The organism is Isoptericola croceus (genome assembly GCF_029382255.1).
GTDB lineage: Bacteria > Actinomycetota > Actinomycetes > Actinomycetales > Cellulomonadaceae > Isoptericola > Isoptericola croceus.
Window position 1 is genome coordinate 54,622 of sequence record NZ_JARLLG010000009.1, and the last position, 22,994, is coordinate 77,615.

At 72.4% G+C, this 22,994-nt stretch carries 24 protein-coding genes; 15 read left to right on the top strand and 9 right to left on the bottom strand.

Translation table 11 applies throughout. The annotated features are described in order from the left end of the window. Positions 1 to 17 precede the first annotated feature (17 nt). On the bottom strand, positions 18 to 797 hold the full coding sequence (locus PZC42_RS16925) for an amino acid ABC transporter ATP-binding protein (protein WP_277212773.1): 780 nt from the start codon (positions 795 to 797) through the stop codon (positions 18 to 20). Positions 798 to 943: 146 nt separating this feature from the next. Between PZC42_RS16925 and miaB the strand changes: the two genes are divergently transcribed. Beyond that, positions 944 to 2,584, top strand: a complete 1,641-nt coding sequence (gene miaB / locus PZC42_RS16930) for a tRNA (N6-isopentenyl adenosine(37)-C2)-methylthiotransferase MiaB (RefSeq protein ID WP_438802962.1) — start codon at positions 944 to 946, stop codon at positions 2,582 to 2,584. A 57-nt stretch (positions 2,585 to 2,641) separates the two neighbouring features. Here the strand turns inward: miaB and PZC42_RS16935 are convergent, their stop codons facing one another. Beyond that, the gene (locus tag PZC42_RS16935) at positions 2,642 to 3,154 is read right to left on the bottom strand and encodes a type III secretion system chaperone family protein (protein WP_438802963.1); all 513 of its coding nucleotides are present in this window, start codon (positions 3,152 to 3,154) and stop codon (positions 2,642 to 2,644) included. Beyond that, positions 3,151 to 3,717: a type III secretion system chaperone family protein gene (locus PZC42_RS16940; RefSeq protein ID WP_308199847.1), complete on the bottom strand. Its 567-nt coding sequence runs from the start codon at positions 3,715 to 3,717 to the stop codon at positions 3,151 to 3,153. The genes PZC42_RS16935 and PZC42_RS16940 overlap by 4 nt, the downstream gene beginning before the upstream one ends. A gap of 34 nt (positions 3,718 to 3,751) precedes the next feature. On the opposite strand from PZC42_RS16940, the gene PZC42_RS16945 reads away from it, so the two are divergent. Next, positions 3,752 to 4,465 (top strand): hypothetical protein, encoded by a 714-nt coding sequence (locus PZC42_RS16945; protein WP_277212775.1) that lies wholly within the window; start codon positions 3,752 to 3,754, stop codon positions 4,463 to 4,465. Here PZC42_RS16945 and PZC42_RS16950 read toward each other — a convergent pair. Next, positions 4,378 to 4,854, bottom strand: a complete 477-nt coding sequence (locus PZC42_RS16950) for a YqaA family protein (protein ID WP_277212776.1) — start codon at positions 4,852 to 4,854, stop codon at positions 4,378 to 4,380. The genes PZC42_RS16945 and PZC42_RS16950 overlap by 88 nt on opposite strands. 61 nt (positions 4,855 to 4,915) lie before the next feature. Here PZC42_RS16950 and miaA point away from each other — a divergent pair, with 61 nt between their 5' ends. Together miaA and dapF are read left to right on the top strand one after the other, a co-directional pair. Then, entirely contained in the window at positions 4,916 to 5,899 is a 984-nt protein-coding gene (miaA, locus tag PZC42_RS16955; RefSeq protein ID WP_277212777.1) for a tRNA (adenosine(37)-N6)-dimethylallyltransferase MiaA, read from the top strand. Next, positions 5,896 to 6,828, top strand: a complete 933-nt coding sequence (gene dapF, locus PZC42_RS16960) for a diaminopimelate epimerase (protein WP_277212778.1) — start codon at positions 5,896 to 5,898, stop codon at positions 6,826 to 6,828. The genes miaA and dapF overlap by 4 nt, the downstream gene beginning before the upstream one ends. A gap of 41 nt (positions 6,829 to 6,869) precedes the next feature. Here dapF and PZC42_RS16965 read toward each other — a convergent pair whose 3' ends face one another. Then, positions 6,870 to 7,484, bottom strand: coding sequence for a class I SAM-dependent methyltransferase (locus tag PZC42_RS16965; RefSeq protein WP_277212779.1), 615 nt, complete (start codon positions 7,482 to 7,484; stop codon positions 6,870 to 6,872). Between the two features lie 86 nt (positions 7,485 to 7,570). Here PZC42_RS16965 and hflX point away from each other — a divergent pair, with 86 nt between their 5' ends. From hflX to PZC42_RS16980, 3 genes are all read left to right on the top strand, one after another. After that, positions 7,571 to 9,100 carry a GTPase HflX gene (gene hflX, locus PZC42_RS16970; protein WP_277212780.1) on the top strand — a complete coding sequence of 510 codons (1,530 nt, stop codon included), beginning with the start codon at positions 7,571 to 7,573 and terminating at the stop codon, positions 9,098 to 9,100. A 75-nt stretch (positions 9,101 to 9,175) separates the two neighbouring features. Further along, on the top strand, positions 9,176 to 11,233 hold the full coding sequence (locus tag PZC42_RS16975; protein WP_277212781.1) for an ATP-dependent DNA helicase: 2,058 nt from the start codon (positions 9,176 to 9,178) through the stop codon (positions 11,231 to 11,233). A gap of 62 nt (positions 11,234 to 11,295) precedes the next feature. Further along, complete coding sequence (locus PZC42_RS16980; RefSeq protein WP_277212782.1) at positions 11,296 to 12,255, top strand: L-lactate dehydrogenase; 960 nt, start codon at positions 11,296 to 11,298, stop codon at positions 12,253 to 12,255. A 9-nt stretch (positions 12,256 to 12,264) separates the two neighbouring features. On the opposite strand, the gene lexA is transcribed toward PZC42_RS16980, so the two are convergent. Continuing rightward, complete coding sequence (gene lexA, locus PZC42_RS16985; protein ID WP_277212783.1) at positions 12,265 to 13,020, bottom strand: transcriptional repressor LexA; 756 nt, start codon at positions 13,018 to 13,020, stop codon at positions 12,265 to 12,267. Between the two features lie 223 nt (positions 13,021 to 13,243). Between lexA and PZC42_RS16990 the strand changes: the two genes are divergently transcribed. From PZC42_RS16990 to PZC42_RS17000, 3 genes are all read left to right on the top strand, one after another. Continuing rightward, positions 13,244 to 13,615 (top strand): LysM peptidoglycan-binding domain-containing protein, encoded by a 372-nt coding sequence (locus PZC42_RS16990; protein ID WP_277212784.1) that lies wholly within the window; start codon positions 13,244 to 13,246, stop codon positions 13,613 to 13,615. A 90-nt stretch (positions 13,616 to 13,705) separates the two neighbouring features. Further along, entirely contained in the window at positions 13,706 to 14,191 is a 486-nt protein-coding gene (nrdR, locus tag PZC42_RS16995; protein ID WP_277212785.1) for a transcriptional regulator NrdR, read from the top strand. Between the two features lie 68 nt (positions 14,192 to 14,259). Next, entirely contained in the window at positions 14,260 to 14,442 is a 183-nt protein-coding gene (locus PZC42_RS17000) for a DUF5302 domain-containing protein (protein WP_277212786.1), read from the top strand. Between the two features lie 74 nt (positions 14,443 to 14,516). Here PZC42_RS17000 and serA read toward each other — a convergent pair whose 3' ends face one another. Both serA and PZC42_RS17010 read right to left on the bottom strand, forming a co-directional pair. Then, positions 14,517 to 15,755, bottom strand: a complete 1,239-nt coding sequence (gene serA, locus PZC42_RS17005) for a phosphoglycerate dehydrogenase (RefSeq protein WP_277212787.1) — start codon at positions 15,753 to 15,755, stop codon at positions 14,517 to 14,519. Positions 15,756 to 15,797: 42 nt separating this feature from the next. After that, positions 15,798 to 18,059: a HelD family protein gene (locus PZC42_RS17010; RefSeq protein ID WP_277212788.1), complete on the bottom strand. Its 2,262-nt coding sequence runs from the start codon at positions 18,057 to 18,059 to the stop codon at positions 15,798 to 15,800. Positions 18,060 to 18,204: 145 nt separating this feature from the next. Between PZC42_RS17010 and PZC42_RS17015 the strand changes: the two genes are divergently transcribed. From PZC42_RS17015 to PZC42_RS17035, 5 genes are all read left to right on the top strand, one after another. Next, positions 18,205 to 19,518, top strand: coding sequence for a PP2C family protein-serine/threonine phosphatase (locus PZC42_RS17015; RefSeq protein ID WP_277212789.1), 1,314 nt, complete (start codon positions 18,205 to 18,207; stop codon positions 19,516 to 19,518). Then, positions 19,515 to 20,681, top strand: coding sequence for a sensor histidine kinase (locus tag PZC42_RS17020; RefSeq protein WP_277212790.1), 1,167 nt, complete (start codon positions 19,515 to 19,517; stop codon positions 20,679 to 20,681). Before PZC42_RS17015 ends, PZC42_RS17020 begins: the two co-directional genes overlap by 4 nt. Before the next feature lie 9 nt (positions 20,682 to 20,690). Continuing rightward, positions 20,691 to 21,131, top strand: a complete 441-nt coding sequence (locus tag PZC42_RS17025) for a response regulator (RefSeq protein ID WP_277212791.1) — start codon at positions 20,691 to 20,693, stop codon at positions 21,129 to 21,131. Between the two features lie 81 nt (positions 21,132 to 21,212). Further along, a complete protein-coding gene (locus PZC42_RS17030; protein WP_277212877.1) occupies positions 21,213 to 22,139 on the top strand; it encodes a PAC2 family protein in 927 nt (308 codons plus the stop codon). A 152-nt stretch (positions 22,140 to 22,291) separates the two neighbouring features. Then, entirely contained in the window at positions 22,292 to 22,495 is a 204-nt protein-coding gene (locus tag PZC42_RS17035; RefSeq protein ID WP_106267998.1) for a cold-shock protein, read from the top strand. A 54-nt stretch (positions 22,496 to 22,549) separates the two neighbouring features. Here PZC42_RS17035 and PZC42_RS17040 read toward each other — a convergent pair whose 3' ends face one another. Then, positions 22,550 to 22,963 (bottom strand): nuclear transport factor 2 family protein, encoded by a 414-nt coding sequence (locus tag PZC42_RS17040; protein WP_277212792.1) that lies wholly within the window; start codon positions 22,961 to 22,963, stop codon positions 22,550 to 22,552. Between the last annotated feature and the right edge of the window lie 31 nt (positions 22,964 to 22,994).

Here is a 22,994-nt window from a genome sequence, read left to right on the forward strand (position 1 = left end):
CAGGGGTTACCGGTAGGTCAGTGGGTGAGGATCTTGGACAGGAAGTCCTGGGCGCGCTCGCTCGTGGGGTCGGTGAAGAACTTCTCGGGCTCGGCCTCCTCGACGATCAGACCGTCGTCCATGAACACGACGCGGTGCGCGGCCTTGCGCGCGAAGCCCATCTCGTGGGTGACCACGACCATCGTCATGCCCTCGCTCGCGAGCTGGACCATGACGTCAAGGACCTCGTTGATCATCTCCGGGTCGAGCGCCGACGTCGGCTCGTCGAAGAGCATGACCTTCGGCCGCATGGCGAGCGCACGGGCGATCGCCACGCGCTGCTGCTGCCCGCCGGAGAGCTGGGCGGGCATCTTGTGCGACTGGTTGGCCACCCCTACGCGGTCCAGGAGGCCCATGGCCTCCTCCTTGGCCGCCGCCGTCTTGAGGCCGCGCGCCTTGATCGGGCCGAGCATGACGTTCTGGAGCACCGTCTTGTGCGCGAAGAGGTTGAAGGACTGGAACACCATGCCCACGTCGGCGCGCAGCTGGGCCAGGCCCTTGCCCTCCTCGGGCAGCAGCTGACCGTCGATGTGGATCGTGCCGTCGTCGATCGTCTCCAACCGGTTGATCGCGCGGCAGAGGGTCGACTTGCCGGAGCCGGAGGGGCCGATGACGACGAGCACCTCGCCGCGGCGCACGGTCAGGTCGATGTCCTTGAGGACGTGGAGCTCACCGAAGTGCTTGTTGACACCCTTGAGCTCGACGAGCGGCTTTCCCAGTCGCGAGTTGGCCGCCGTTGCCGATCCACTGTGTTCCATTCCACGAACCTATCCAGTCAATGTTTCTTCCACCAACAGGGTGCGGACCTACATCGGCAACAAATCGGTAACGACCTCAGGCCCGGTCGCCGGTCCTCGTCGACCGGTTCGGGTCGGACGCCCGCCCCGCCGTACCCTAGGAGGCGATGTCCACCACCATGCCTACACCGCACCGCACCGGCTCGCCCACGCTCCCGGACGGTGACGCACGCACGTACGCGGTGCGCACCCTGGGCTGCCAGATGAACGTGCACGACTCCGAGCACATGGCCGGCATGCTCGAGCAGGCCGGCTACACCCGGGCCTCGGCGGCCGACGAGGCGGCGAGCCGTGCGGACGTCGTCGTGATCAACACCTGTGCCGTGCGGGAGAACGCCGCGACGCGGCTCTACGGCAACCTGGGCCAGCTCGCGAGCCTCAAGGCGGCCCGTCCGGGGATGCAGATCGCCGTCGGGGGCTGCCTGGCACAGAAGGACCGCGGCGAGATCGTGACCAAGGCGCCCTGGGTGGACGTCGTCTTCGGCACGCACAACCTCGACGCCCTGCCGGTGCTGCTGGAGCGTGCGCGGCACAACGAGGCCGCGCAGGTCGAGATCGCGGAGTCGCTGCAGGTCTTCCCGTCCACGCTGCCGACCCGGCGCGAGTCCGTCTACGCGGGCTGGGTCTCCATCTCGGTGGGCTGCAACAACACCTGCACGTTCTGCATCGTGCCGCACCTGCGTGGCAAGGAGCGGGACCGGCGCCCGGGCGATGTCCTCGCCGAGGTCCGAGCACTCGTGGACGCGGGCGCCGTCGAGGTGACGCTGCTCGGCCAGAACGTCAACAGCTACGGCGTCGAGTTCGGCGACCGCGGCGCGTTCGCCAAGCTGCTCCGCGCCTGCGGTGACATCGTCGGCCTGGAGCGCGTGCGGTTCACCTCCCCGCACCCGGCGGCCTTCACCGACGACGTGATCGCTGCGATGGCCTCCACGCCCAACGTCATGCCGCAGCTGCACATGCCGCTGCAGTCGGGCTCGGACCGGGTGCTGCGCGCCATGCGGCGCAGCTACCGGTCCGAGAGGTTCCTCGGGATCCTGGACCGGGTGCGCGCCGTGATGCCCGACGCCGCGATCACCACCGACATCATCGTCGGCTTCCCGGGTGAGACCGAGGAGGACTTCGCCGAGACGCTGCGCGTCGTCGAGGCCTCGCGCTTCAGCTCGGCGTACATGTTCCAGTACTCCCCGCGGCCCGGCACCCCGGCCGCCACGATGGACGGGCAGCTTCCCAAGGAGGTCGTCCAGGAGCGTTTCGAGCGGCTCCTCGCCCTGCAGGAACGCATCAGCGGTGAGGAGTCGGCGCGCCAGGTCGGCCGGACGCTCGAGGTGCTGGTCGCCGAGGGGTCGGGCAAGAAGGACGGCACGACGCACCGCCTCAGCGGCCGGGCACGGGACAACAGGCTCGTGCACCTGGCCCTGCCGGCCGGTGTCCTGCCCGCGGGCGACGTCCTGGCCGACCAGCCCACCGGTCTCGACGACCCCCGGCTGGCCGACGCCGCAGACCTGGACCCACGCCTGCCTCGCCCCGGGGACATGGTCACCGTGGAGGTCACGCGCGCCGCACCCCACCACCTCATCGCGGACTCCGCAGCCCACGGCGGGACGTATGCCGTGCGCCGCACCCGTTCCGGTGACGCCTGGGTGCAGCGCGAGACCACGCGGCTCGGGGGCGGCGAGGGCGAGCACTCGCACGGTGCTCCGGCGCCGGGCGGGCCGGTCGTGCTCGGCATGCCGACGCTGCGCGGCTGACGGAGCTCGGGCCCTGCGAAGCCCGTCCCGTCCCGCCGCCGGGACGGCGTGCCCGGGTCAGGGGGACGCGGACGGGTCGGTGAGGGGGCCGACGCTGGCGAAGAACTGCGACGCCGTGACCAGTCCGCACGACACCGTCTCGGCGAGCTGGGTGTCCGTCGCCCCGTGCTCGAGGTCGACGGACACCTCGGTGTAGAGCGCCAGCCCGGCGTTCTCGGGCCGCGTGTAGACCTTCGGCCAGATGCGCTCGCGGTTCCAGTCGTTGCACGCCTGCAGCACGGCCGCGCGGGCAGAGTCGGGCACCGTGCCCGCCCAGCGGCCACGCACCTGCAGGATCTCCTCCTCCTCGCCCAGCAGGAGGAACCAGAACCGGTTGCCGTCCCAGGTGCCGGTGATGTCACCGTCGTCGTCGGTGCGGAACCGGTAGCCGCGGCGTGCGAGATCGTTCCCGACCCGGGCCAGGGACACGGGTGTCGGGAGCGCGGGAAGGACACCCGTCGACCCGCCGCGACCGCGGCGCCGTGCGGCCTGGATGACGGCGTCGGTGGCCCGCCGCAGCGGGCCGCTCACGGGGTGCTCCGCAGCGGGTCGGAGAAGACCTCATCGAGATGCTCGAAGAACATGGCGGCCGTCGACAGCCCGCACTGCAGGTGCTGGGCGAGCTGGTCGTCGTTCGCGCCGTGCTCGACGCTGACGGTGACCTCCGCGCAGACCACCACGGCGCCGTCGTCGCGGACCCGGGTGTACGTCTTGGGCCAGATCCGCTCGGCGTTCCACTCGTTGCACACCTCGAGGACCTCGCCGAGGCGTTCGATGGTCGCCTCGCGGTGCCACTGCCCGCGGACCTGGAGCACCTCCCCGTCCGAGCCCAGTGCGAGGAAGTAGAAGAGCCTGCCGTGCCACAGCCCGCCGAGATCGCCGTCCGTGTCGACGAAGTACGTGAACCCTGAGGCGTCGAGCCACGCGCTGATGCGTTCGCGGGAGACCGGGGCGGGAACGGCACCCACCGCCTCGCCGACGGGACCGGCGAGCAGGACGTCCTGGACGTCCGTGCGGAGCCGGTCCGGTTCACCGCCGTCCGACACCGGTGGGACGGACGACCTGGCGGCCCGACGTGATCCGAAGAACCTCACACCACCCACGCTACACGGCCGGTACCGTGGGACGGTGCCTGTCCGCGCCGTGGTCCTGCCCGCCACCGTCCTGCTCGTGCCGGGTGCCGCCGGACTCGCTCCGCCCCTGGAGCCCGTGCGAGCGGCTGTGCTGGCCGAGGTCGCGCGGTGCGTCGGGCCCGACGGCGGCGCACCCGCCCGGTGGGGCGTGCTCGCGGCTGCCGCGCGGGACTCGGTCGGCCGGTGCAGACCGTCGCTGGCGGGCGCGGGCATCGCCGACCGCTGGGTGCCCGGACTGGACGACGGCTGGCCGGCCGCCCGGGCCGCTGTGCTGTGCGGCGTGCCGGCATCGGTGGCGCTGCTGGTGCTGGCGGAGGCGGCCGGGAGGGCCGCCGCGGTGGAAGCGCTCGTCGTGGAGCTCGCACCGACCGCTGCCGAGGATCGGCTCGCCGCGGCGGTGGACGCACTGGCGGACTGTGACGCGGTCCTGGTCGCCGCGGGGGCCGCCCACCGGGCCGTGGCCGGCCCGTCCGCCGGTGATCCCGCCGTGACGGAGGTCCAGGAGCGGCTCGCCGAGCGCAGCGGCTGGGTGGCCACGAGGCGGCCGGTCCCCGCGGCCGGTCCGCACCTGCCCGGCCGGTACGACGTGGTGACGTGGGGGACCCCGGCGGGACCGTCCGGTCAGAACAGGGTCTCGGCGAACCAGTCCACCCCGGCGAGCAGCAGCCAGAACCGTGCTGCGCGACCGACCAGGACCGTCGGGACGTAGAGGGACAGCGGCACCCGCAGGGAACCGGCGACCACCGCGATGATCATCAGCGGCGGGAACCCGGCGAACGCCGAGGCGAGAAGGACGGCGGCCGAGACGACGGGGCGTCCGGAGACTCGGTCCCGCCAGCGCTCGAAGCCCCGGCGCCATCTCTCCTGGGCGAGCTTGCGCCGCAGCCAGGGCGTCTCCATGGAACGCGCCGCGACGAGGTACCAGACGACCTTCGCCAACGTCTGGCCGACACCCGCAACCAGCGCGAGCGCTGCACGCAGCGCCGGGGAGCCGGCCGCATCGGTGGCTGCTGCCACCCCGCCCAGGTACACCTCGATGCTGACGAACGGCACCAGGCCTGAGAGCAGGCTCACGGCGAAGGCGGTCAGCAGCAGCACCCGCGGAGCCTATCCCGGGAAGGCGCGAGGAGACCGGCATCGAGCCGACTACCGTGGGAGCGTGATCGTCGCCGTCGTAGGACCCACCGCCACCGGGAAGTCGGACCTGGCCCTGGACCTGGCCGAGGCCTTGTCGCGCCCGGACGCGCCCGCCGAGATCGTCAACGCGGACGCCTACCAGCTCTACCGGGGGATGGACGTCGGGACTGCCAAGGTGCCGCCGGCCGAGCGGCGGGGGATCGTCCACCACCAGCTCGACGTCCTCGACCCCGACCAGGACGCGTCGGTGGCTCGATACCAGTCCGCGGCACGTGCCGACCTCGACGCGATCGCCGAGCGCGGTGCGCGCGCGGTCGTCGTCGGAGGGTCTGGGCTCTACGTCCGCGCCCTGCTCGACCACCTGGATTTTCCCGGCACGGACCCCACGGTGCGCGCGCGACTGGAGCTGCGCGCCGAGTCCGAGGGTCGACGGGCGCTGCACGACGAGCTCGGGCGCCTGGACCCGGCGGCGGCGGAGTCGATCGGCCCGTCGAACACGCGTCGCATCGTGCGTGCGCTGGAGGTCATCGAGATCACCGGGCAGCCGTACACCGCGAACCTGCCCCGCCAGGAGTACGTGCGCCCCGCGGTGCAGATCGGGTTGGACTGCGACCGCGAGACGCTGGACGCCCGGGTGGCCGGTCGTGTGGACCGCATGTGGGCCGCCGGGCTCGTGGACGAGGTGCGGCGTCTCGCGTCGGCCGGCCAGGGCGGTACCGGGCCGGGCCTGGGCACCACGGCCGCCCGCGCCGTCGGCTACGCCGAGGTGCTGCGCTGGTTCGCCGGGCAGAGCACCGAGGACGAGGCGCGGGCCGCCGTCGTCGCGAACACCCGCCGCCTGGCCCGCAAGCAGATGGGCTGGTTCGGGCGCGACCCGCGCGTGCAGTGGCTCGACGCGGGCTCGCCGACGCTGCGAGACGACGCTCTCGCCGTCGTGCGGGCGGCCGAGACCGGAGAGCTGTCCGCCCCCGGCGCAGGCCTCGTACGCCGTAGTCTGGGCTCATGACCTTGCGCTTCACCAAGGGCCACGGGACCCACAACGACTTCGTCCTGGTCGCCGACACCCGGGGGGACCTCGACCTCACGCCGGCGCAGGTGCAACGGCTGGCGGACCGCCGCGGGGGGATCGGGGCCGACGGGGTCATCCGCCTGGCGCCCACGGCGGCTATCGCGCGGGCGGGGGAGCGGGCGGCCGACGCGGTGCTCGCCGAGGATCCGGACGCGATCTGGTTCATGGACTACCGCAACTCCGACGGCACGGTCGCCGAGATGTGCGGCAACGGCGTGCGGGTCTTCGCGGCCTTCGCGGAGCACCTCGGGCTCGTCGACCTGTCTGACGGCGCCGAGCTGGCCCTCGGCACCCGCGGCGGCGTCAAGCGGGTGCGCAAGGAGCCGGACGGCTGGTACGCCGTCGACATGGGGCCGTGGTCGTTCCCGGGCGGGGACGCCGCGGTCGAGGCCGGTGCGGACGCAGCCGTCATGGCTGCCGGGTGGGACGCGCCCCGCCCGGCGCTCAGCGTCGACCTCGGCAACCCGCACACCGTCGTCGCGCTGTCCCGGCCCGCCGAGCTCGACGCCCTCGACCTCACCCGCACACCCGCCGTCGACCCACCACCCGAGCACGGCACCAACGTCGAGCTGGTCGTGCCGCTCGGGGAGGAGACCACGCCCGACGGCGCCACGGTGGGCCGGGTGCGCATGCGGGTGCACGAGCGTGGCGTGGGCGAGACCCTGTCGTGCGGGACGGGTGCCTGCGCGGCGGCGCTCGCGGTCCGCGCCTGGGCCTCGCACGGCGCGACCGACCCCGACCAGGTCCCGACCACCTGGTTCGTCGAGGTACCTGGCGGCGAGGTCCGGGTGCGGCTCCTCGACGGAGGCCACGTCGAGCTCGCGGGTCCGGCCGAGCTCGTCTTCACCGGCGACGTCGAGCTGTAGCGGCGGTCCCCCTGCCGGTGGGCCGGCCGCGGTCGGCGCCGTCAGCGGGTCGTGTGCAGCACGCGGAACCCCTTGGACGACGTGACGCGCTCGGTCGGCAGGCCGAGGTCCGCCTCGATCCACCGGGCCAGGGAGTCCGACCCGAGGTTCTTCTGGACCACCATCCACGCGCCGCCCGGTGTGCCGCCCGGTGACAGCCGGGGCAGCCAGTGGCGGAGCATGTCGTGCAGCGCCGCCTTGCCGACCCGGATCGGCGGGTTCGACCAGAGCGCGGTGAACGTCACGCCGTCGGGCACCTCGTCCGGTGTGACGGCGCGCACCTGTTCCGCGACGCCGAGGCGGTCCGCGTTGCGGCGGACCAGGTCGAGCGCACGGAGGTTGACGTCCACGGCCCAGACCGTCGCCCCGGGATTCCGGAGCGCCATCGTCAGGGCGATCGGCCCCCAGCCGCAGCCGAGGTCCAGCACGTCGCCCGCCGGTGGCGCAGGCACCTCGTCGAGCAGCACCCTGGTGCCCTTGTCGATGCCGCCGGGCGAGAAGATCCCGCCGGCGACCTCGACCTCGGCCGCCCTGCCCGCGAGGTCGACGGCGACCAGCCGTCGTTCGGCGTCGGACGCCGGCTCGGACGTGAAGTAGTGGTCGCTCACGGTGGACATCGTAGAGTGCGCCGAAATTCGCTTCGGCCGGGACGAATCCGCGTGGGATCCTTGTTCTACCGACGTACCCCCCAGAGAGGACCATCTTGACCCACATCCCGACCGATCCCGAGAGCACCTCCGCAGCCACCGAGCCGAGCGCGTCGCGTGACGCGCAGTCGATCGCGAACGACGTCGTCGCGCGGGTGCTGGCGCGGGCCGGGACCGCACGGGCCGAGGGCACGACGGTCCACACCTCCCACGACGGCGAGCAGCTCGACCTCGCCGAGCGCGCCGCGCTGCGCCGCGTGGCCGGCCTGTCGACCGAGCTGGACGACGTCACCGAGGTCGAGTACCGCCAGCTCCGCCTCGAGAAGGTCGTGCTCGTCGGCCTCTTCCCGGGTGGCGAGGCCGCCGCGCGGGAGGCCGACGTCTCCTTGCGCGAGCTCGCGGCGCTGGCCGAGACGGCCGGCTCGCAGGTGCTGGACGGCCTGCTGCAGAAGCGCGCCAAGCCGGACCCCGGCACCTTCCTCGGGTCCGGCAAGGCAGCCGAGCTCGCCGAGATCGTCGCCGCCAGCGGTGCGGACACCGTCGTGGTCGACACCGAGCTCGCCCCGTCCCAGCGCCGCGCGCTGGAGGACATCGTCAAGGTCAAGGTGGTCGACCGCACCGCGCTGATCCTGGACATCTTCGCCCAGCACGCCAAGTCGCGGGAGGGCAAGGCACAGGTCGAGCTGGCGCAGCTCGAGTACCTCCTGCCACGCCTGCGCGGCTGGGGCGAGTCGATGTCCCGCCAGGCCGGCGGCCAGGTCGGTGGCGCGGGGGCAGGCATGGGCTCGCGCGGCCCCGGTGAGACCAAGATCGAGCTGGACCGGCGGCGCATCCGCAATCGGATGGCCAAGCTGCGCCGCGAGATCGCCGCCATGTCGCCCGCCCGCGAGACCAAGCGGCACGACCGCAAGCGGCACGCCATCCCCAACGTAGCGATCGCCGGGTACACGAACGCCGGCAAGTCGTCGCTGCTCAACGTCCTCACGGATGCCGGCGTCCTCGTGGAGAACGCCCTGTTCGCCACCCTCGACCCGACCGTGCGCCGGGCCCGGACCGAGGACGGCCGGGTCTTCACCTACGCCGACACCGTCGGGTTCGTGCGCCATCTGCCGCACCAGCTCGTCGAGGCCTTCCGGTCCACGCTCGAGGAGGTCGGTGACGCGGCCCTGCTGCTGCACGTCGTCGACGCCTCGCACCCGGACCCGGAAGGGCAGATCGACGCGGTGCGCGAGGTGCTCGCCGAGATCCCCGGCATGGACGACGTGCTCGAGGTGGTCGTGCTGAACAAGGCCGACGTGGCCGACCCGGCCGTCGTCGGGCGGGTGCAGCGGCGCGAGCGCCACACGGTCGTCGTCTCGGCTCACTCGGGGGAGGGGATCGCCGAGCTGCGGGCGCTGATCGCCGACGAGCTGCCGCGACCCGCCGTCGAGATCGACCTCGTCGTGCCGTACTCGCGCGGCGACCTCGTCCACCGTGTGCACGAGAACGGTGAGCTCTTCGCCGAGGATCACCTCGCCGACGGCACGCGGCTGCGTGGCCGGGTCGACGCGGCTCTCGCCGCGGAGCTGGAGAGCGTCGCGGTCTGAGCCGGCGCGCGGGCGGCGTCCTGTGAGCTGTGGACGCTGCACCCGACGGGGGCGGGGCGCCCGTAGGATCGTCCGGTGAACTCGTCCGCCGCGTCCGCCGACCCGCCCGAGAGCGTGCCCGAGGTCACCGAGCTGCTCGACCTCGCGGTAGCCGCCCTGGGCGGTTCGCGACGTGCGGGGCAGGACGAGATGGCCGAGGCCGTGACCGACGCGGTCGGGGCCGGCCGGCACCTGCTCGTGCAGGCGGGCACCGGCACCGGCAAGTCGCTGGGCTACCTCGTGCCCGCGGTGCGGCACGCCGTGACCGCTCAGGAGCGCGTGGTCGTCTCCACGGCCACGCTCGCGCTCCAGCGCCAGGTGATCACGCGCGATTTGCCCCTGGTGGCCGACGCCGTCGCGCCGCGCCTGCCGCGACCGCCCCGCGTGGCGCTGCTCAAGGGATGGCACAACTACCTGTGCCGGCACAAGGTCACCGGAGGCTACCCGGTCGACGGGGCGACGCTCTTCGACCTGCCGCCCGACCCCGGACCGGGTGAGGGCTCGTCCGCGGAGCAGCATCCGCCGTCGTCCCCACGGGGCCGGTCGGACGACGGCGCACGCCTCGCCGACCACGTGCGTCGCCTGCACTCCTGGGCCCAGGAGACGGACACCGGTGACCGCGACGACCTGGTGCCCGGCGTGCCGGACCGGGCCTGGCGGCAGGTCTCCGTGACGTCCCTGGAGTGCCTGGGACAGCGGTGCCCGCTCATCGACGAGTGCTTCGGCGAGCAGGCACGCAACACCGCTCGTGAGGCGGACGTCGTCGTGACCAACCACGCGATGCTGGGGATCGCGGCGTCCGGCAACCCGAACGTGCTGCCCGAGCACGACGTCCTGGTGGTCGACGAGGCGCACGAGCTCGTCGACCGCATCACCGCCGCCGCGACCGTCGACCTCTCCGGAGGAGCCGTGGAGCACGCGGCCCGCCTGGCACGCCAGCACGGCGGGATGCTCACCGACGACCTGGACGCCACCGCGGGGACGCTCGCGGAGATGCTCGCGCGCGTCCCGGCGGAGCGCTATCCCCAGGGACTGCCCGACGAGCTCCGGACGGCCGTCGCTGCGGTGCGGGACGCCGCGCGGTCGCTGCTCACCGACCTCAAGCCGGAGAAGGGCGCCGAGGCCGACGCGGGGCTGAAGATGGCGCAGTCCGCCGTCCTGCAGCTCTTCGAGGTCGCCGAGCGCATGGCGGCCGAGGACACCAGCGACGACGTGCTCTGGTGCTCGCGCCCGCCCGCCGACGCGTCGTGGGGGGACGGCGTCGGGAGGCTGCACGCCGCTCCGCTGGGTGTCGCCGGCCTCATCAGCAGCCAGCTGCTGGCCGAACGCACCGGCGTGCTGACCTCCGCCACCCTCGCGCTCGGCGGCACGTTCGACCCGGTGGCACGTTCGCTGGGTCTCGCGGCGTCCACGGGCGACGACGACACCGTCTGGCGCGGCCTGGACGTCGGGAGCCCGTTCGACTACCGCCGGCAGGGCATCTGCTACGTCGCCAAGCACCTGCCCGCACCGGGACGTGAGCCGACGACCACGGCACAGCTGGACGAGATCGCCGGCCTGATCGAGGCAGCCGGTGGGCGGACGCTCGGCCTGTTCTCCTCGCGTCGTGCTGCCACCTCCGCGGCGGAGGCGATGCGGGAGCGCCTGGACGTCCCGGTGCTCTGTCAGGGTGACGACCAGCTGCCTACGCTCGTGGAGCAGTTCGCCGCCGATCCGGAGACCTGTCTCTTCGGCACGTTGTCCCTGTGGCAGGGCGTGGACGTGCCGGGCGACGCCTGCCGGCTCGTCATCATCGACCGGGTGCCCTTCCCGCGCCCGGACGACCCGGTGAAGGCGGCGCGGGCACGTGCCGTCGAGCAGGCCGGTGGCAACGGGTTCATGCAGGTGGCCGCCACGCACGCGGCGCTCCTGCTCGCCCAGGGTGCGGGCCGCCTCATCCGATCGACGGCCGACCGGGGTGTCGTCGCGGTGCTCGACCCCCGCCTGGTCACGGCGCGGTACGGCACGTTCCTGACGCGGTCCATGCCGGACTTCTGGCGCACGACCGACACGGGCCTCGTCCGCTCCGCGCTCCGGCGGCTCGCCGAGGTGTGACGTTCATGGACGACCACGTCCAGCCCTGGCGCCCCAACAGCGCTCGCCCTAGCCTGGTCCCCGTGACCGCACCTCGCAGCACGACCAAGCTCGCCGTCGTCGGGGCCGGAGCAGTGGGCGCCACCCTCGCCTTCACCGCGCTGGCGCGTGGCACCGCCCGGACCGTGGCCCTGATGGACATCAACAAGGCCAAGGTCGACGCCGAGGTGCTCGACCTCCAGCACGGTGGGATGTTCGTCCCGCAGGCCGAGGTGATCGGCTCGGACGACATCGAGGTCTGCCGCGACGCCGACGTCGTGGTCGTCACGGCCGGGGCGAAGCAACGACCGGGACAGTCGCGGCTGGACCTCGCCGAGGCGACCATCGCGCTGACCCGCACGATCCTGCCCGGGCTCGTCGAGGTCGCCCCGCACGCCACGTTCCTGATGGTGACGAACCCGGTCGACGTGGTGACCTATGCGGCGCAGCAGATCTCGGGCCTGCCGGCCGAGCGCGTCTTCGGCTCGGGGACGGTGCTCGACTCGTCCCGCCTGCGTGCCGCGCTGGCGCAGCACTGCGGGGTCGCGACGGGAAACGTGCACGCCTACATCGCCGGAGAGCACGGCGACTCAGAGATCGTGCTCTGGAGCTCGGCGACGATCGCAGGCGTCCCGCTCCTGGAGTGGGAGGCGCTCCCGGGGCGCCCGCCCCTCGACGCGGCCGTCCGCAAGACGATCGCCCGCGACGTCGTCGAGTCGGCCTACCGTGTCATCGCGGGCAAGGGAGCCACCAACTACGCCGTCGGTCTCGCGGCGACCCGGATCGTCGAGGCCGTGCTGAACGACGAGCATCGCGTGATGCCTGTCTCCACGCGTATCGAGGGCTTCCACGGCATCGGGGACGTCTGTCTGTCGTTGCCGACCCTGGTCGACGCCCGCGGTGCAACGACCGTCGTCGACACGCCCCTGTCGGCGCAGGAGGAGGAGGGCCTGCGGTCGTCGGCCGCGAGCGTTCGTGCCGTGCAGCAGCGGTTCGGCCTGTAGGCCTGCTCGCTACAGGCTGCGCAGCACCGCCACCACCCGGCCGAGGACCTGTGCCTCGTCGCCGGCGATCGGGTCGTAGGCGGAGTTCTGCGGCATCAGCCACGTGTGTCCGCCGGTCTGCTTGAACGTCTTGACCGTGGCCTCCCCGTCGAGCATCGCGGCGACGATCTCGCCCTGCTCCGCGACGTTCTGGCGACGCACAACGACCCAGTCGCCGTCACAGATCGCGGCGTCGATCATCGAGTCGCCCGAGACCTTGAGCAGGAAGAGCTCTCCGTCGCCCACGACCTGGCGGGGCAGGGGGAAGACGTCCTCGACGACCTGCTCGGCCAGGATCGGGCCGCCGGCAGCGATGCGCCCGACGAGAGGGACGTACGACGGTGTCGGGGTCTCGCCGTCGGTACCGTCCGGGGTCGGCATGCTCAGGTGCGCCACCGAGGCCTTGGGCGCGGGGGCCGCGCCGGCCAACGGGTCGACGACCTCCATCGCGCGCGGCCTGTTGGGATCGCGGCGCAGGTAGCCCTTGCGCTCGAGCGTCGTGAGCTGGTGCTTCACCGACGACGGGCTGGCGAGTCCGACCGCCTCGCCGATCTCCCGCATGGTCGGTGGGTAGCCACGACTCTCGACCGACGCACGGATCGTCTCGAGGACGCGTCGCTGACGTGCCGTCAGGCGGTCAGGTCCAGGGGCGAGCTCTGAGACGGACGCGAGCGTGCCGTCGTGCGTGCCGGTCCCGGCGCCGTCGGTCCCGCGTGTCGTCGTCATGCGCTTCTCCCGTCAAGAACCAGACAAACCTGCCATCACTCCCGTCAGCGTAGGCCAGATCGCGGTCCACATCAAACATCTGTTCGAGATCTCTCGACGCGTGTCGGCGGTCCGTGGTACCAATGGGTACAGGTGTTCGACGAACGCATGTATGACGCACAGATGTTCGAGACGGCCAGGGTTGAAGACGGCTCGACGCTTGTCCGAGGGAGAGGGCGGAGCAATGGCATCGATCGCAGTGGTCCCCGGAGCAGCTCGGGGCACCCAGGGTCTGCACGGTTCGCCGGGCCCGCTGGGGCTCGGTGGACTCCGGCTGACGGTGCGCGGGCGCCGGGTGCTGGTCGCTCTGACCGTCCTCCTCCTGGCGGCCCCGACGCTGGCCTGGGGCGCCAGGGCTGTCGCCGATGCGCCGGACCAGGCCCTGGAGGTGCGGCTCCAGACCGTGGCCCCCGGCGAGACGCTGTGGCAGTACGCCGCCACCGTGGCGGAGCCGGGGGAGGACCTGCGCGACGTCGTCGCCGCGCTGCAGGATCTCAACGGGATGCGCAGCGCGGAGCTCCAGGTCGGGCAGGTCCTCGTCCTGCCGCGCGAATAGCGGCACGTGGTGTTGCACGGAGGCCGGGCTGGCGCATACTTTCGTCGGGCAGCCGGGCACGGGCCCGGCCTCGACCGCGGGAGACCCTGGATGCACTGCCCGTTCTGCCGACATGCCGACTCACGCGTCGTCGACTCGCGTACCGCCGACGACGGCTCGTCGATCCGGCGTCGTCGCCAGTGTCCTTCCTGCCAACGACGCTTCACCACCATCGAGACCGCGAGCCTCTCCGTCGTGAAGCGCTCCGGGGCCACGGAGCCGTTCAGCCGGGACAAGGTGGTCTCCGGTGTCCGCAAGGCGTGCCAGGGCCGGCCCGTGAGCGCTGACGACCTGGCACTGCTGGCGCAGCGTGTCGAGGAGACGCTACGGGGATCGGGCAGCGCGGAGATCGACGCCTACGAGATCGGGCTGGCGATCCTCGGGCCGCTCCGCGAGCTCGACGAGGTCGCTTACCTGCGGTTCGCCTCGGTCTACCAGTCGTTCGACTCGCTCGACGACTTCGATGCCGCCATCACGTCGCTGCGGATGGAGCGCGCGGAGCGGGAAGCCTCCGCAGGGCCGGCTGACACGTCGTGAGAGATATGTCCGCCCTTCCGGCTCCAAAACCCCTCGCATGTGCCGACAGGTGGGCGCATGCTTGTCCCATGACTGACGACAAGAGGACGACCGCACCCGGCGACGAGGCCAAGGCACGTTTCAAGGAGGCCCTCGAGAAGAAGAACGCCGCCCACCACCCCACGGCCGCGGGGGAGCGGAACACCGGATCGGTGCACGGCTCGGAGACGAGCGGTCCCGTGCAGCCGATGTTCCGGCGCAAGTCGGGCTGACGGCGCACCACCGGACGACGGAGGGCACGCACCATGACGGTGCGTGCCCTCCGTGTCGTCGGGGCCGGTCGGGCTCAGCCCGCGGCGGGACCGGGGGGAAACTCGGGGCGGTCGAACGCGTCGCGGATCCGCAGCCGCACCGTGGTGTCCATCGCCATGAGCTTCTTCGACGCACCGCGCTGGGTGACGTCCGAGATGTCGGTGACGACGTAGCCGAGCTCGCCGCGGGTGGCGAGCATCTGTGCCTCGATGTTGGCGCCGTGGTCGGCGAAGACCTGGTTGACGGCGGCGAGCACGCCCGGGACGTTGCGGTGCAGCAGGGCGATGCGTCCCACCCCGGTGTGCTCGAGCTGCAGGTTCGGCAGGTTCACCGAGAGCGTCGTCGAACCGGTCAGGAAGTAGTCGCGCAGCTTCTTGGCGACGAAGTGGCCGATCGACTCCTGTGCCTCGAGGGTCGAGCCGCCGACGTGCGGGGTGAGGATGACGTTGTCGAGCCCGCGCAGCGGCGAGTCGAAGTGGTCGCCACGCTTCTTGGGCTCGGTCGGGAAGACGTCGACGGCCGCGCCGGCGAGATGACCGGACAAGATGTGCTCGCGCAGGGACTCGACGTCGACCACGAAGCCGCGCGAGAGGTTGAGGAAGACGGCCCCCGGCTTCATCCGGGCGAACATGTCTCCGGTGAACAGCCCGGCGTTACCGGCCCGGCCGTCCACGTGGATCGTCACGGCGTCGGCGACTTCGAGCAGCTCGCCCAGCGTCTCGACGCGCCGGGCGTTGCCGAGGGCCAGCTTCTCGGCGGAGTCGTAGAACACGACCTTCATCCCGAGGTTCTCGGCGAGCACCGAGAGCTGGGAGCCGATGTTGCCGTACCCGATGATGCCGAGCGTGCGCCCGCGCACCTCGTGCGAACCCTCGGCCGTCTTGTCCCAGACCCCGTCGTGCAGGGCCTTGTCGCGCACGGAGAGGCGCCGGGTCAGCGCGATGATCTCCGCGACGGCCAGCTCGACGACGGAGCGGGTGTTGGAGAACGGGGCGTTGAAGACCGCGACACCGTGTGACGCGGCGGCGTCCAGGTCGATCTGGTTCGTCCCGATGGAGAACGTGCCGACGGCGAGCAGGCCGGGGACGGACTCCAGGACGTGTCGGGTGACCTGAGTCTTGGACCGGATGCCGAGGATGTGGAAGTCGGCGAGCGTCTCGATCAGCTCCGCCTCGTCGAGCGCGCCGGAGCGCGTCTCGACCTCGATCCCCGCATCACGGAGGATCTCGACGGCAGCAGGATGGACGTTCTCGAGGAGGAGGGCGCGCAGCACGGACCTATGGTGCGCCACCGGGCCCCGCGTCACAAACCCGTCTCACCCACCGTGCACGAAGCCGGTCGGCAGGTCTCTGGCGTGGAGGACGACGAGACGCTGCGTCGGGCGGGTCATCGCCACGTACAGGTCACCCCAGCGGCCCGGTCCGGCGGCGACGTCGACGGGCTCCACGAGCACGACGGCGTCGTACTCCAGGCCCTTCGCCTCGCGGGGCGACGTCACGACGACCTGGGCGTCCTCGGGACGCTGGCCGGCGAGCCGTGCCGACTCCGCCGGTCCGAGCACGTCGGTGATCGCCGCGGCCACCCGGGTGCGCAGCGCGGCGACCGTGTCCTGCGTGGCGATGATCGCCACGCGGCCGGACCCGTCGGCCGCCACGTACTCCCGGGCGAGGTCTGCCGCCCGCCGGGCAGCGGTGCCGACAGGATCGGCGACCCGGTCGATCTCGAGCGCGTCGGGCACGTCGCGTGCGGCGGTGAGCGGTGAGACGGGAAGCCCTGCCGCTGTTGCGACGCGCTGGGCGGCGTCGGCCACGGCCGCCGGCGTGCGGTAGCTGACGGTCAGCTCGCTCAGGCGCCAGCCGTCGCGCAGGACCGAGTCGAGAGCGTCGGGCCAGGAGCTCGCGCCGGCCGCCGACGAGGTCTGCGCGACGTCGCCCACGATCGTCAGGGAGCGCGAGGGCACGCGGCGCACGATCGCGTGCCACGCCATCGGGCTCAGCTCCTGCGCCTCGTCGACCACCACGTGACCGTAGGTCCACGACCGGTCCGACGCTGCGCGCTCGGCGGTGGTCAGGACGGGGCCGGACTCGGCGAACCGGGCAGCGAGCGTCTCGGCGTCGACCATCCCGCCCCCGGCGCCGGTGGACTCGAGCACGGAACGGGCGTACTCCAGCTCGGAGGCGCGCTGCGCCTCGGCGGCACGCGCCTCCGCCCGGGCCACCGAGTCGTCGACGCCGAGCAGCTCCGCCGCCTCGTCGAGCAGCGGGACGTCCGACTCGGTCCAGGGCGCGTCGGGGGAGCGGCGGAGCAGCCTGCGCTCCGCGGGGGTGAGCTCCGGCGCGGCCTCCGACAGGCGGTGCGGCTTGGCCCACAGGTCGGCCACGAGCTTCTCCGGTGTCAGGGGGAACCACGCCAGGTTGACGGCCACCCGGACGTCCCGGTCCGCCCGCAGGTCCTCGTTCAGCACCGCGACGTCGTGGTCGGACAGCTCGGAGTCGGTCCGTTCGCGGTACTGGTCGACGAGCCGGGCGAGCATCTCGCGCACGAACGTGGCGCGCGCCTCGTTGTGGGGCTTGTGCGTACGGCGAGCGCGGGAGATCGCCTCGCGCACGTCCCGCCGTCGGATCTCGAGGTCGACGCCGTCGACGCGCACCGGCACGTCCTGGGCCGGGACGCGCTCGCGCGCCCGGACGGCCCGGTGGATCGCCGAGCGCCACAGGAGCCGTCCCTTGATCTCCGCGACGGGGCCTTCGTCGACCCCGTCCGCCCGCAGGCCCGGCAGGAGCTCGGCCACGGTGGTCGAGACGACGCCGGTCTCGCCGAGCGACGGCAGCACCTGGTCGATGTAGCGCAGGAAGGCGCGGCTCGGTCCGACGAGCAGCACGCCGGACCGCTCCAGGACCCTGCGGTGCGCGTAGAGGAGGTAGGCCGCACGGTGCAGCGCGACGGCGGTCTTGCCGGTGCCTGGTCCGCCCTGGACCACGAGGGCACCCCCGAGGTCGTCGCGGACGATGCGGTCCTGCTCTCCCTGGATGGTCGCGACGATGTCGGCCATGCGGCCGGTGCGCCGGGTCGCCAACGAGGCGAGCAGCGCGCCCTCGCCGGAGAGCGAGGAGACCTCGATCCCGTCCGTCACGGCATCGAGGTCGAGCACCTCGTCCTCGAACCCGGTGACTGCTCGCCCGGTGGTGACCACGTGTCGACGACGGCGGACCCCGTCAGGGTGCAGCGCCGTCGCCCGGTAGAAGGCCTGGGCCGCGGGTGCCCGCCAGTCGGTGAGCAGCGTGCGGTGCTCGTCGTCGGCGAGACCGAGCCGGCCGACGTAGCGCACCTCGCCGCCGTCGAGGTCCAGCCGGCCGAAGGCCAGCCGGTCCTCGACGGCATCGAGCTGCGCGACGCGGTCTGCGTAGAGCGTCGCGAACGCGTCGCGCTCGCTCCGGTTCTGGGGCGAGCCGGACGGGCCCTCGCGACGTACCTCGGCGAGCCGCTCGCGTGTGGTGGCGCGCAGCTCGTCCAGGCGGTCGTACAGCCGCGTCACGACCACCTGCTCGCGCACCAGCTCATCCTGCCTGCCCGCCACGCGTCCTCCCGGTGCTGCTCGATGTGCGGCCGACCATCATTCCATGCGCAGCGGGTGGTGCGCGCCGCTGCCCACCAGGCGGTGCGCGACGCGCCGGGGTCGTGTGCGGTGACGCGGGCGAGCCCGACGACATAGGATCACGGGCATGATCAGCGGCGACGGGGGACCCGCCGGGTCCGGGTTCGACGCGTCGGCAGGGCCGGCCGTCGTGCTCCTCGTCGAGGACGACGACGGCGACGCGCTGCTGGTGACCGAGCTGCTCGCCGACGCCGAGATCGATATCGATGTGCGTCGTGCGACCTCGGTCGCCCAGGCCGCGGAAGAGCTCGACCGGACGGCGGTCGACTGCCTGATCATCGACCTCGGGCTGCCGGACGCGGTCGGTCTCACCGCAGTCGAACGCCTCCGCAGCTCGACCCAGCGGCACTCGGTCCCGCCTGCCCTCGTCGTGCTCACGGGACACGCCGGTATCGACCAGGGGGTGCGTGCCGTGGCGGCGGGTGCCGACGACTATCTCGTCAAGGGTGAGACGGGGCCCGACCTGCTGGGTCGGTCGCTGCGTTATGCCCTGCAGCGCCGGCAGTCGGCCGCCCAGCAGCGGGCGCTGTACCGCAGTGAGGTGCGTGCGGCGGAGACCGCCCGCCTCGAGCGGGCCCTGCTGCCGAAGCCGCTCGTCGAGGACACCGCGGTCTCCGTCATGGTCGGGTACCTGCCGGGCGGCAACGGCCTGCTCGGAGGTGACTTCTTCGACTCGGTGGAGATGTCCGACGGCACGGTGCTGTCGATGATCGGCGACGTCGCGGGTCACGGCCCGGACGAGGCCGCGCTCGGCGCGACGCTGCGTACGGCGTGGCGGACGCTCGTCCTCACCGGTACGCCGCCGGGCGACGTGCTCGGGCACCTGGAACGGGTCCTGGTCACGGAACGGGCCCAACCGGAGACGTTCGTGACGCTGTGCCAGGTGGCCGTGGCCGCCGATCGCCGGGGGATCGACGTCTACCTCGCGGGGCACCCGGCGCCGATGCTCCTGACGGGCCCGGTCGGTGGCGTCCGCTGCGACGAGGTGATGCCGACCGCCCGGGGGCGGGCGCTCGGCATCCCGGTCGAGGGTGGCTGGCGCCCGCAGCTCCTGGACGTCGACGGTCCCTTCGCCGTGCTGATGTACACGGACGGACTGGTGGAGGCCTCCGTCTCGGAGGCCTGTCGCGAGGCCCGCACGGCGGGGCGCGGAGCACCCCGCGTCGGGGTCGACGGCCTGCGCGGCCTCGTGCAGGACGAACTCGACGAGTCGGGCTTCGTGGGTGTCGTCGAGCGGGTCCTGCGGCGTGTGCGCGCGTTGCACGGCGGTCCGCTCGTCGACGACGCGGCCGTGCTCGTGGTCGGATGGACGGGAGCCCACGGTGTCGTGGGGGAGCGTTCGTCGACGTTGGCGGACTCGGCGGAGTGGGCACGCTCGTGAGCAGCGACCCCTCGGTGCTGAACGGCCTGCGCCGGCTGCTGCGCGGAGCCGGCCTCGTGCTCCTGCTGATCCTGGTCGTGGCCTTCGTCGCCATCCTCGTCTCGCTGCGGCTGCTGACGGCCGGGGCCGATGCCGAAGCCGTCGAGCTGGCGCACCGGTGGAACGAGGTCGTGCTGATCGTCGTCGGCGTGCTGGGCGTCGTCGCGGTGGTGCTCGGCTGGGTGGTCTGGCAGGCGGTGCAGCGCGGTGTGACCAAGCCGCTCGGCACGCTCGCGGCGGAGGTGCGCAAGGCCAGCACCGGAGAGCACGACCACGAGATACCGAGGGTCGGCACCGGTGAGGTGGCGGCGCTGAGCCGCGACGTCGAGGACATGCGCCGCGAGCTGGTCCAACAGGTCGCCGAGGCGCGGGAGGCGCACGCCGAGGCCGAGGACGCCCAGACGCGCCTGCGGGACCAGGCCCGTGAGCTGGAGCGGTCGAACCGTGACCTCGAGCAGTTCGCGTACGTCGCCTCGCACGACCTGCAGGAGCCGCTGCGCAAGGTCGCCAGCTTCACGCAGCTGCTGCAGAAGCGCTACGGCGACCAGCTCGACGAACGGGCCGACCAGTACATCGCGTTCGCCGTGGACGGTGCGCACCGCATGCAGCGCCTGATCCAGGACCTGCTGAGCTTCTCCCGCGTGGGACGGTCCGGCGAGAAGCAGGAGGACGTCGACCTGGAGGCGGCGATGCGCCAGGTGCTGGTCGACCTGTCGGAACGCATCGAGGAGGTGGCGGCGGAGGTCACCCATGACCCGCTGCCGGTGGTGCGCGGAGAGCGTGGACCGCTGACGATGCTGCTGCGCAACGTCGTCGGCAACGCGCTCAAGTTCCGGCACCCGGACCGTGCGCCCCGCGTCCACGTGTCGGTGGCCCCGAGCGCTGACAGCGCCACGGAGTGGGAGCTGTCCTGCAGCGACAACGGGATCGGTATCGACCCGCAGTACGCCGAACGCGTCTTCGTCATCTTCCAGCGGTTGCACCCGAAGGAGGTGTACAGCGGCACCGGCATCGGGCTCGCCCTGGTCAAACGGGTGGTCGAGCACCACGGTGGGCGCGTCTGGATCGACACCGCGGCCACGCAGGGGACGACGATCCGGTGGACGCTCATCCGGTCCGCTTAGGGTGGCGGCATGACGGAGCAGCAGGTTGGTATCGAGGTCCTCCTGGTCGAGGACGATCCCGGGGACGTCCTGATGACACGCGAGGCCTTCGCCGAGCACAAGGTTGCCAACCGGCTGTCGGTCGTGGCCGACGGAGTGAGCGCGATGGAGTTCCTGCGCCGCGAGGGCGCCTACGCGGAGGCCCCTCGTCCGGACCTCGTCCTGCTGGACCTCAACCTGCCCCGGATGGACGGCCGTGAGGTGCTCGCGTTGGTGAAGGAGGACCCGGTCCTGAAGCACATCCCCGTGGTCGTGCTGACGACGTCGGAGGCGGAGGAGGACGTGCTGCGCTCGTATGCCTTGCACGCCAACGCCTACGTGACCAAGCCCGTGGACTTCGAGCGGTTCATCGAGGTCGTGCAGCGGATCGACGAGTTCTTCGTGTCCGTGGTCCGGCTGCCGCGGCACTGACGGCGGGAAGATCCAGGGAGGTGCCCTGGTTGACACCCGTGTGACGCTGCTGCGTCGTGGGAGTCGAGACGAGGAGGCATGGTGCTGGACCCGCAGGGGATCTACGAGGTCGACGACGAGGCGCTCGCGCGGACGTTGGGCGACGAGCCGGCGACGAGCGCGGCGCCCGTCCTGGTGCACGCGCTGCAGGGCTTCGTCGATGCGGGCGCGGCCGGGGAGATCGCCGTCGCGCACCTGCTCGAGCGGTTCACGGTCACGCGGCTGGTCACCTTCGACGCCGACCAGCTCGTCGACTATCGGTCGCGTCGCCCACCGATGACGTTCGACGCGGACCGGTGGACGGAGTACGACGAGCCGTCGCTCGTCATGGACCACCTGATCGACGACGAGGGTGCGGGGTTCCTCCTGCTGCACGGTGTCGAGCCGGACGTCCAGTGGGAGCGTGTGGTTGCCGCTGTGCGTGAGCTCGTGGAGCGGTTCGGCGTCTCGCTGACGATCGGGATCCATGGGATCCCGATGGGCGTTCCGCACACGCGGCCGCTGTCGTTGACCGCTCACGGCACCCGCTCGGGCCTGGTGGAGGACTACACCTCGTTCTTCGGCCGGGTGCGCGTGCCGGGTTCGCTCGGCGCGTTGCTGGAGCTGCGTCTCGGTCAGACCGAGCACGACGCGCTCGGTGTGACGGTGCACGTTCCGCACTACCTGGCGCAGTCCCGCTATGTCCCTGCTGCCGTGGTCGCTCTGCAGCACCTGGAGAAGGCGACGGGCCTGGCGCTCGGCACCGAGGGTCTGTCCGAGGCCGCCGGGGAGGCACAGGTGGAGGTGGCCGAGCTCGTGTCCCAGAACGACGAGGTGGCCGCACTGGTGCATCAGCTCGAGGAGCAGTACGACGCCTTCACCCGGTCCGTCGGCCGGACGAACCTCCTCGCCGAGGACGCGTCCCTGCCGACGGCTGAGGAGCTCGGCGCGGAGTTCGAGAGGTTCCTCGCACAGCACGACGACGGCTGACGTCCAGGGCGTACTCCGTGCGCCCGGGAGTGCTCCGTGTCACACTGTTCGGCGTCGTGCCTGCTCGTCGGCGTAGGGACCGGTGCAGGGGGCGCGACGGCGGGTGCCCGTCCGGTGCACCCGTGCACCGGACGGAAGGTCGAAGGATCAGCATGGCGCAGGGTTCCGTGAAGTGGTTCAACTCCGAGAAGGGCTACGGGTTCATCGCCCAGGACGGCGGCGGCGCCGACGTCTTCGTCCACTACTCGGCGATCCAGACACAGGGGTACCGCACCCTCGACGAGGCCCAACGGGTCGAGTTCGAGATCACGCAGGGGCCGAAGGGCCCGCAGGCGGAGCAGGTCGTCCCGCTCTGACCCCTCCCTCTCGACGGGGGCCGCCGCCCGGGCCGGGTGGCGGCCCTCGCCGCGTCAGCCGGTCGACGCCTGAGCGAAGCGTGCGCGCCAGGCAGGAGCGGGATCCCCACCGCGCTCGGTCCAGTACTCGGTCCCGGCGATCACCTGCCCTCCTCGCACCGTCCAGAACGACGCGGCGCGGAACACGCCGACGCCGAGCTGGGGCACCTCGACCTCCGAGACCACGTCCTCCCCGGCGGCGATCACCCGCAGGACGCGGATGTGCCACCCCTCGGGGTACTCGCGGTTCACCGCGACCACGTTCCCGCGGCCGACGAACCGCTCGCCGGTGACCGGCCACTCGACGACGACGTCCGGGGCGAGAAGCTCGGCGAGTCCTTCCCAGTCGCGTCCCTCCATCCGCTCCCAGAGCGCCGTGACGACCTCCGCCGGGTTCTGGGGTTGCGCCGTCCGCGCTGCGTGTGTCATGCCGAGAGGTTGTCACGGCCCGCCGACACGG

Bases quoted from the DNA above. Each gene is read 5' to 3' on its own strand.
- lexA (WP_277212783.1), bottom strand. From the start codon at position 13,020: ATGACGACGACACGCGGGACCGACGGCGCCGGGACCGGCACGCACGAC.
- PZC42_RS16990 (WP_277212784.1), top strand. From the start codon at position 13,244: ATGGCATCGATCGCAGTGGTCCCCGGAGCAGCTCGGGGCACCCAGGGT.
- PZC42_RS17035 (WP_106267998.1), top strand. From the start codon at position 22,292: ATGGCGCAGGGTTCCGTGAAGTGGTTCAACTCCGAGAAGGGCTACGGG.
- PZC42_RS17000 (WP_277212786.1), top strand. From the start codon at position 14,260: ATGACTGACGACAAGAGGACGACCGCACCCGGCGACGAGGCCAAGGCA.
- dapF (WP_277212778.1), top strand. From the start codon at position 5,896: ATGACCTTGCGCTTCACCAAGGGCCACGGGACCCACAACGACTTCGTC.
- PZC42_RS17015 (WP_277212789.1), top strand. From the start codon at position 18,205: ATGATCAGCGGCGACGGGGGACCCGCCGGGTCCGGGTTCGACGCGTCG.
- PZC42_RS16925 (WP_277212773.1), bottom strand. From the start codon at position 797: ATGGAACACAGTGGATCGGCAACGGCGGCCAACTCGCGACTGGGAAAG.
- nrdR (WP_277212785.1), top strand. From the start codon at position 13,706: ATGCACTGCCCGTTCTGCCGACATGCCGACTCACGCGTCGTCGACTCG.
- PZC42_RS17025 (WP_277212791.1), top strand. From the start codon at position 20,691: ATGACGGAGCAGCAGGTTGGTATCGAGGTCCTCCTGGTCGAGGACGAT.
- PZC42_RS16965 (WP_277212779.1), bottom strand. From the start codon at position 7,484: ATGTCCACCGTGAGCGACCACTACTTCACGTCCGAGCCGGCGTCCGAC.
- PZC42_RS17040 (WP_277212792.1), bottom strand. From the start codon at position 22,963: ATGACACACGCAGCGCGGACGGCGCAACCCCAGAACCCGGCGGAGGTC.
- miaB (WP_438802962.1), top strand. From the start codon at position 944: ATGTCCACCACCATGCCTACACCGCACCGCACCGGCTCGCCCACGCTC.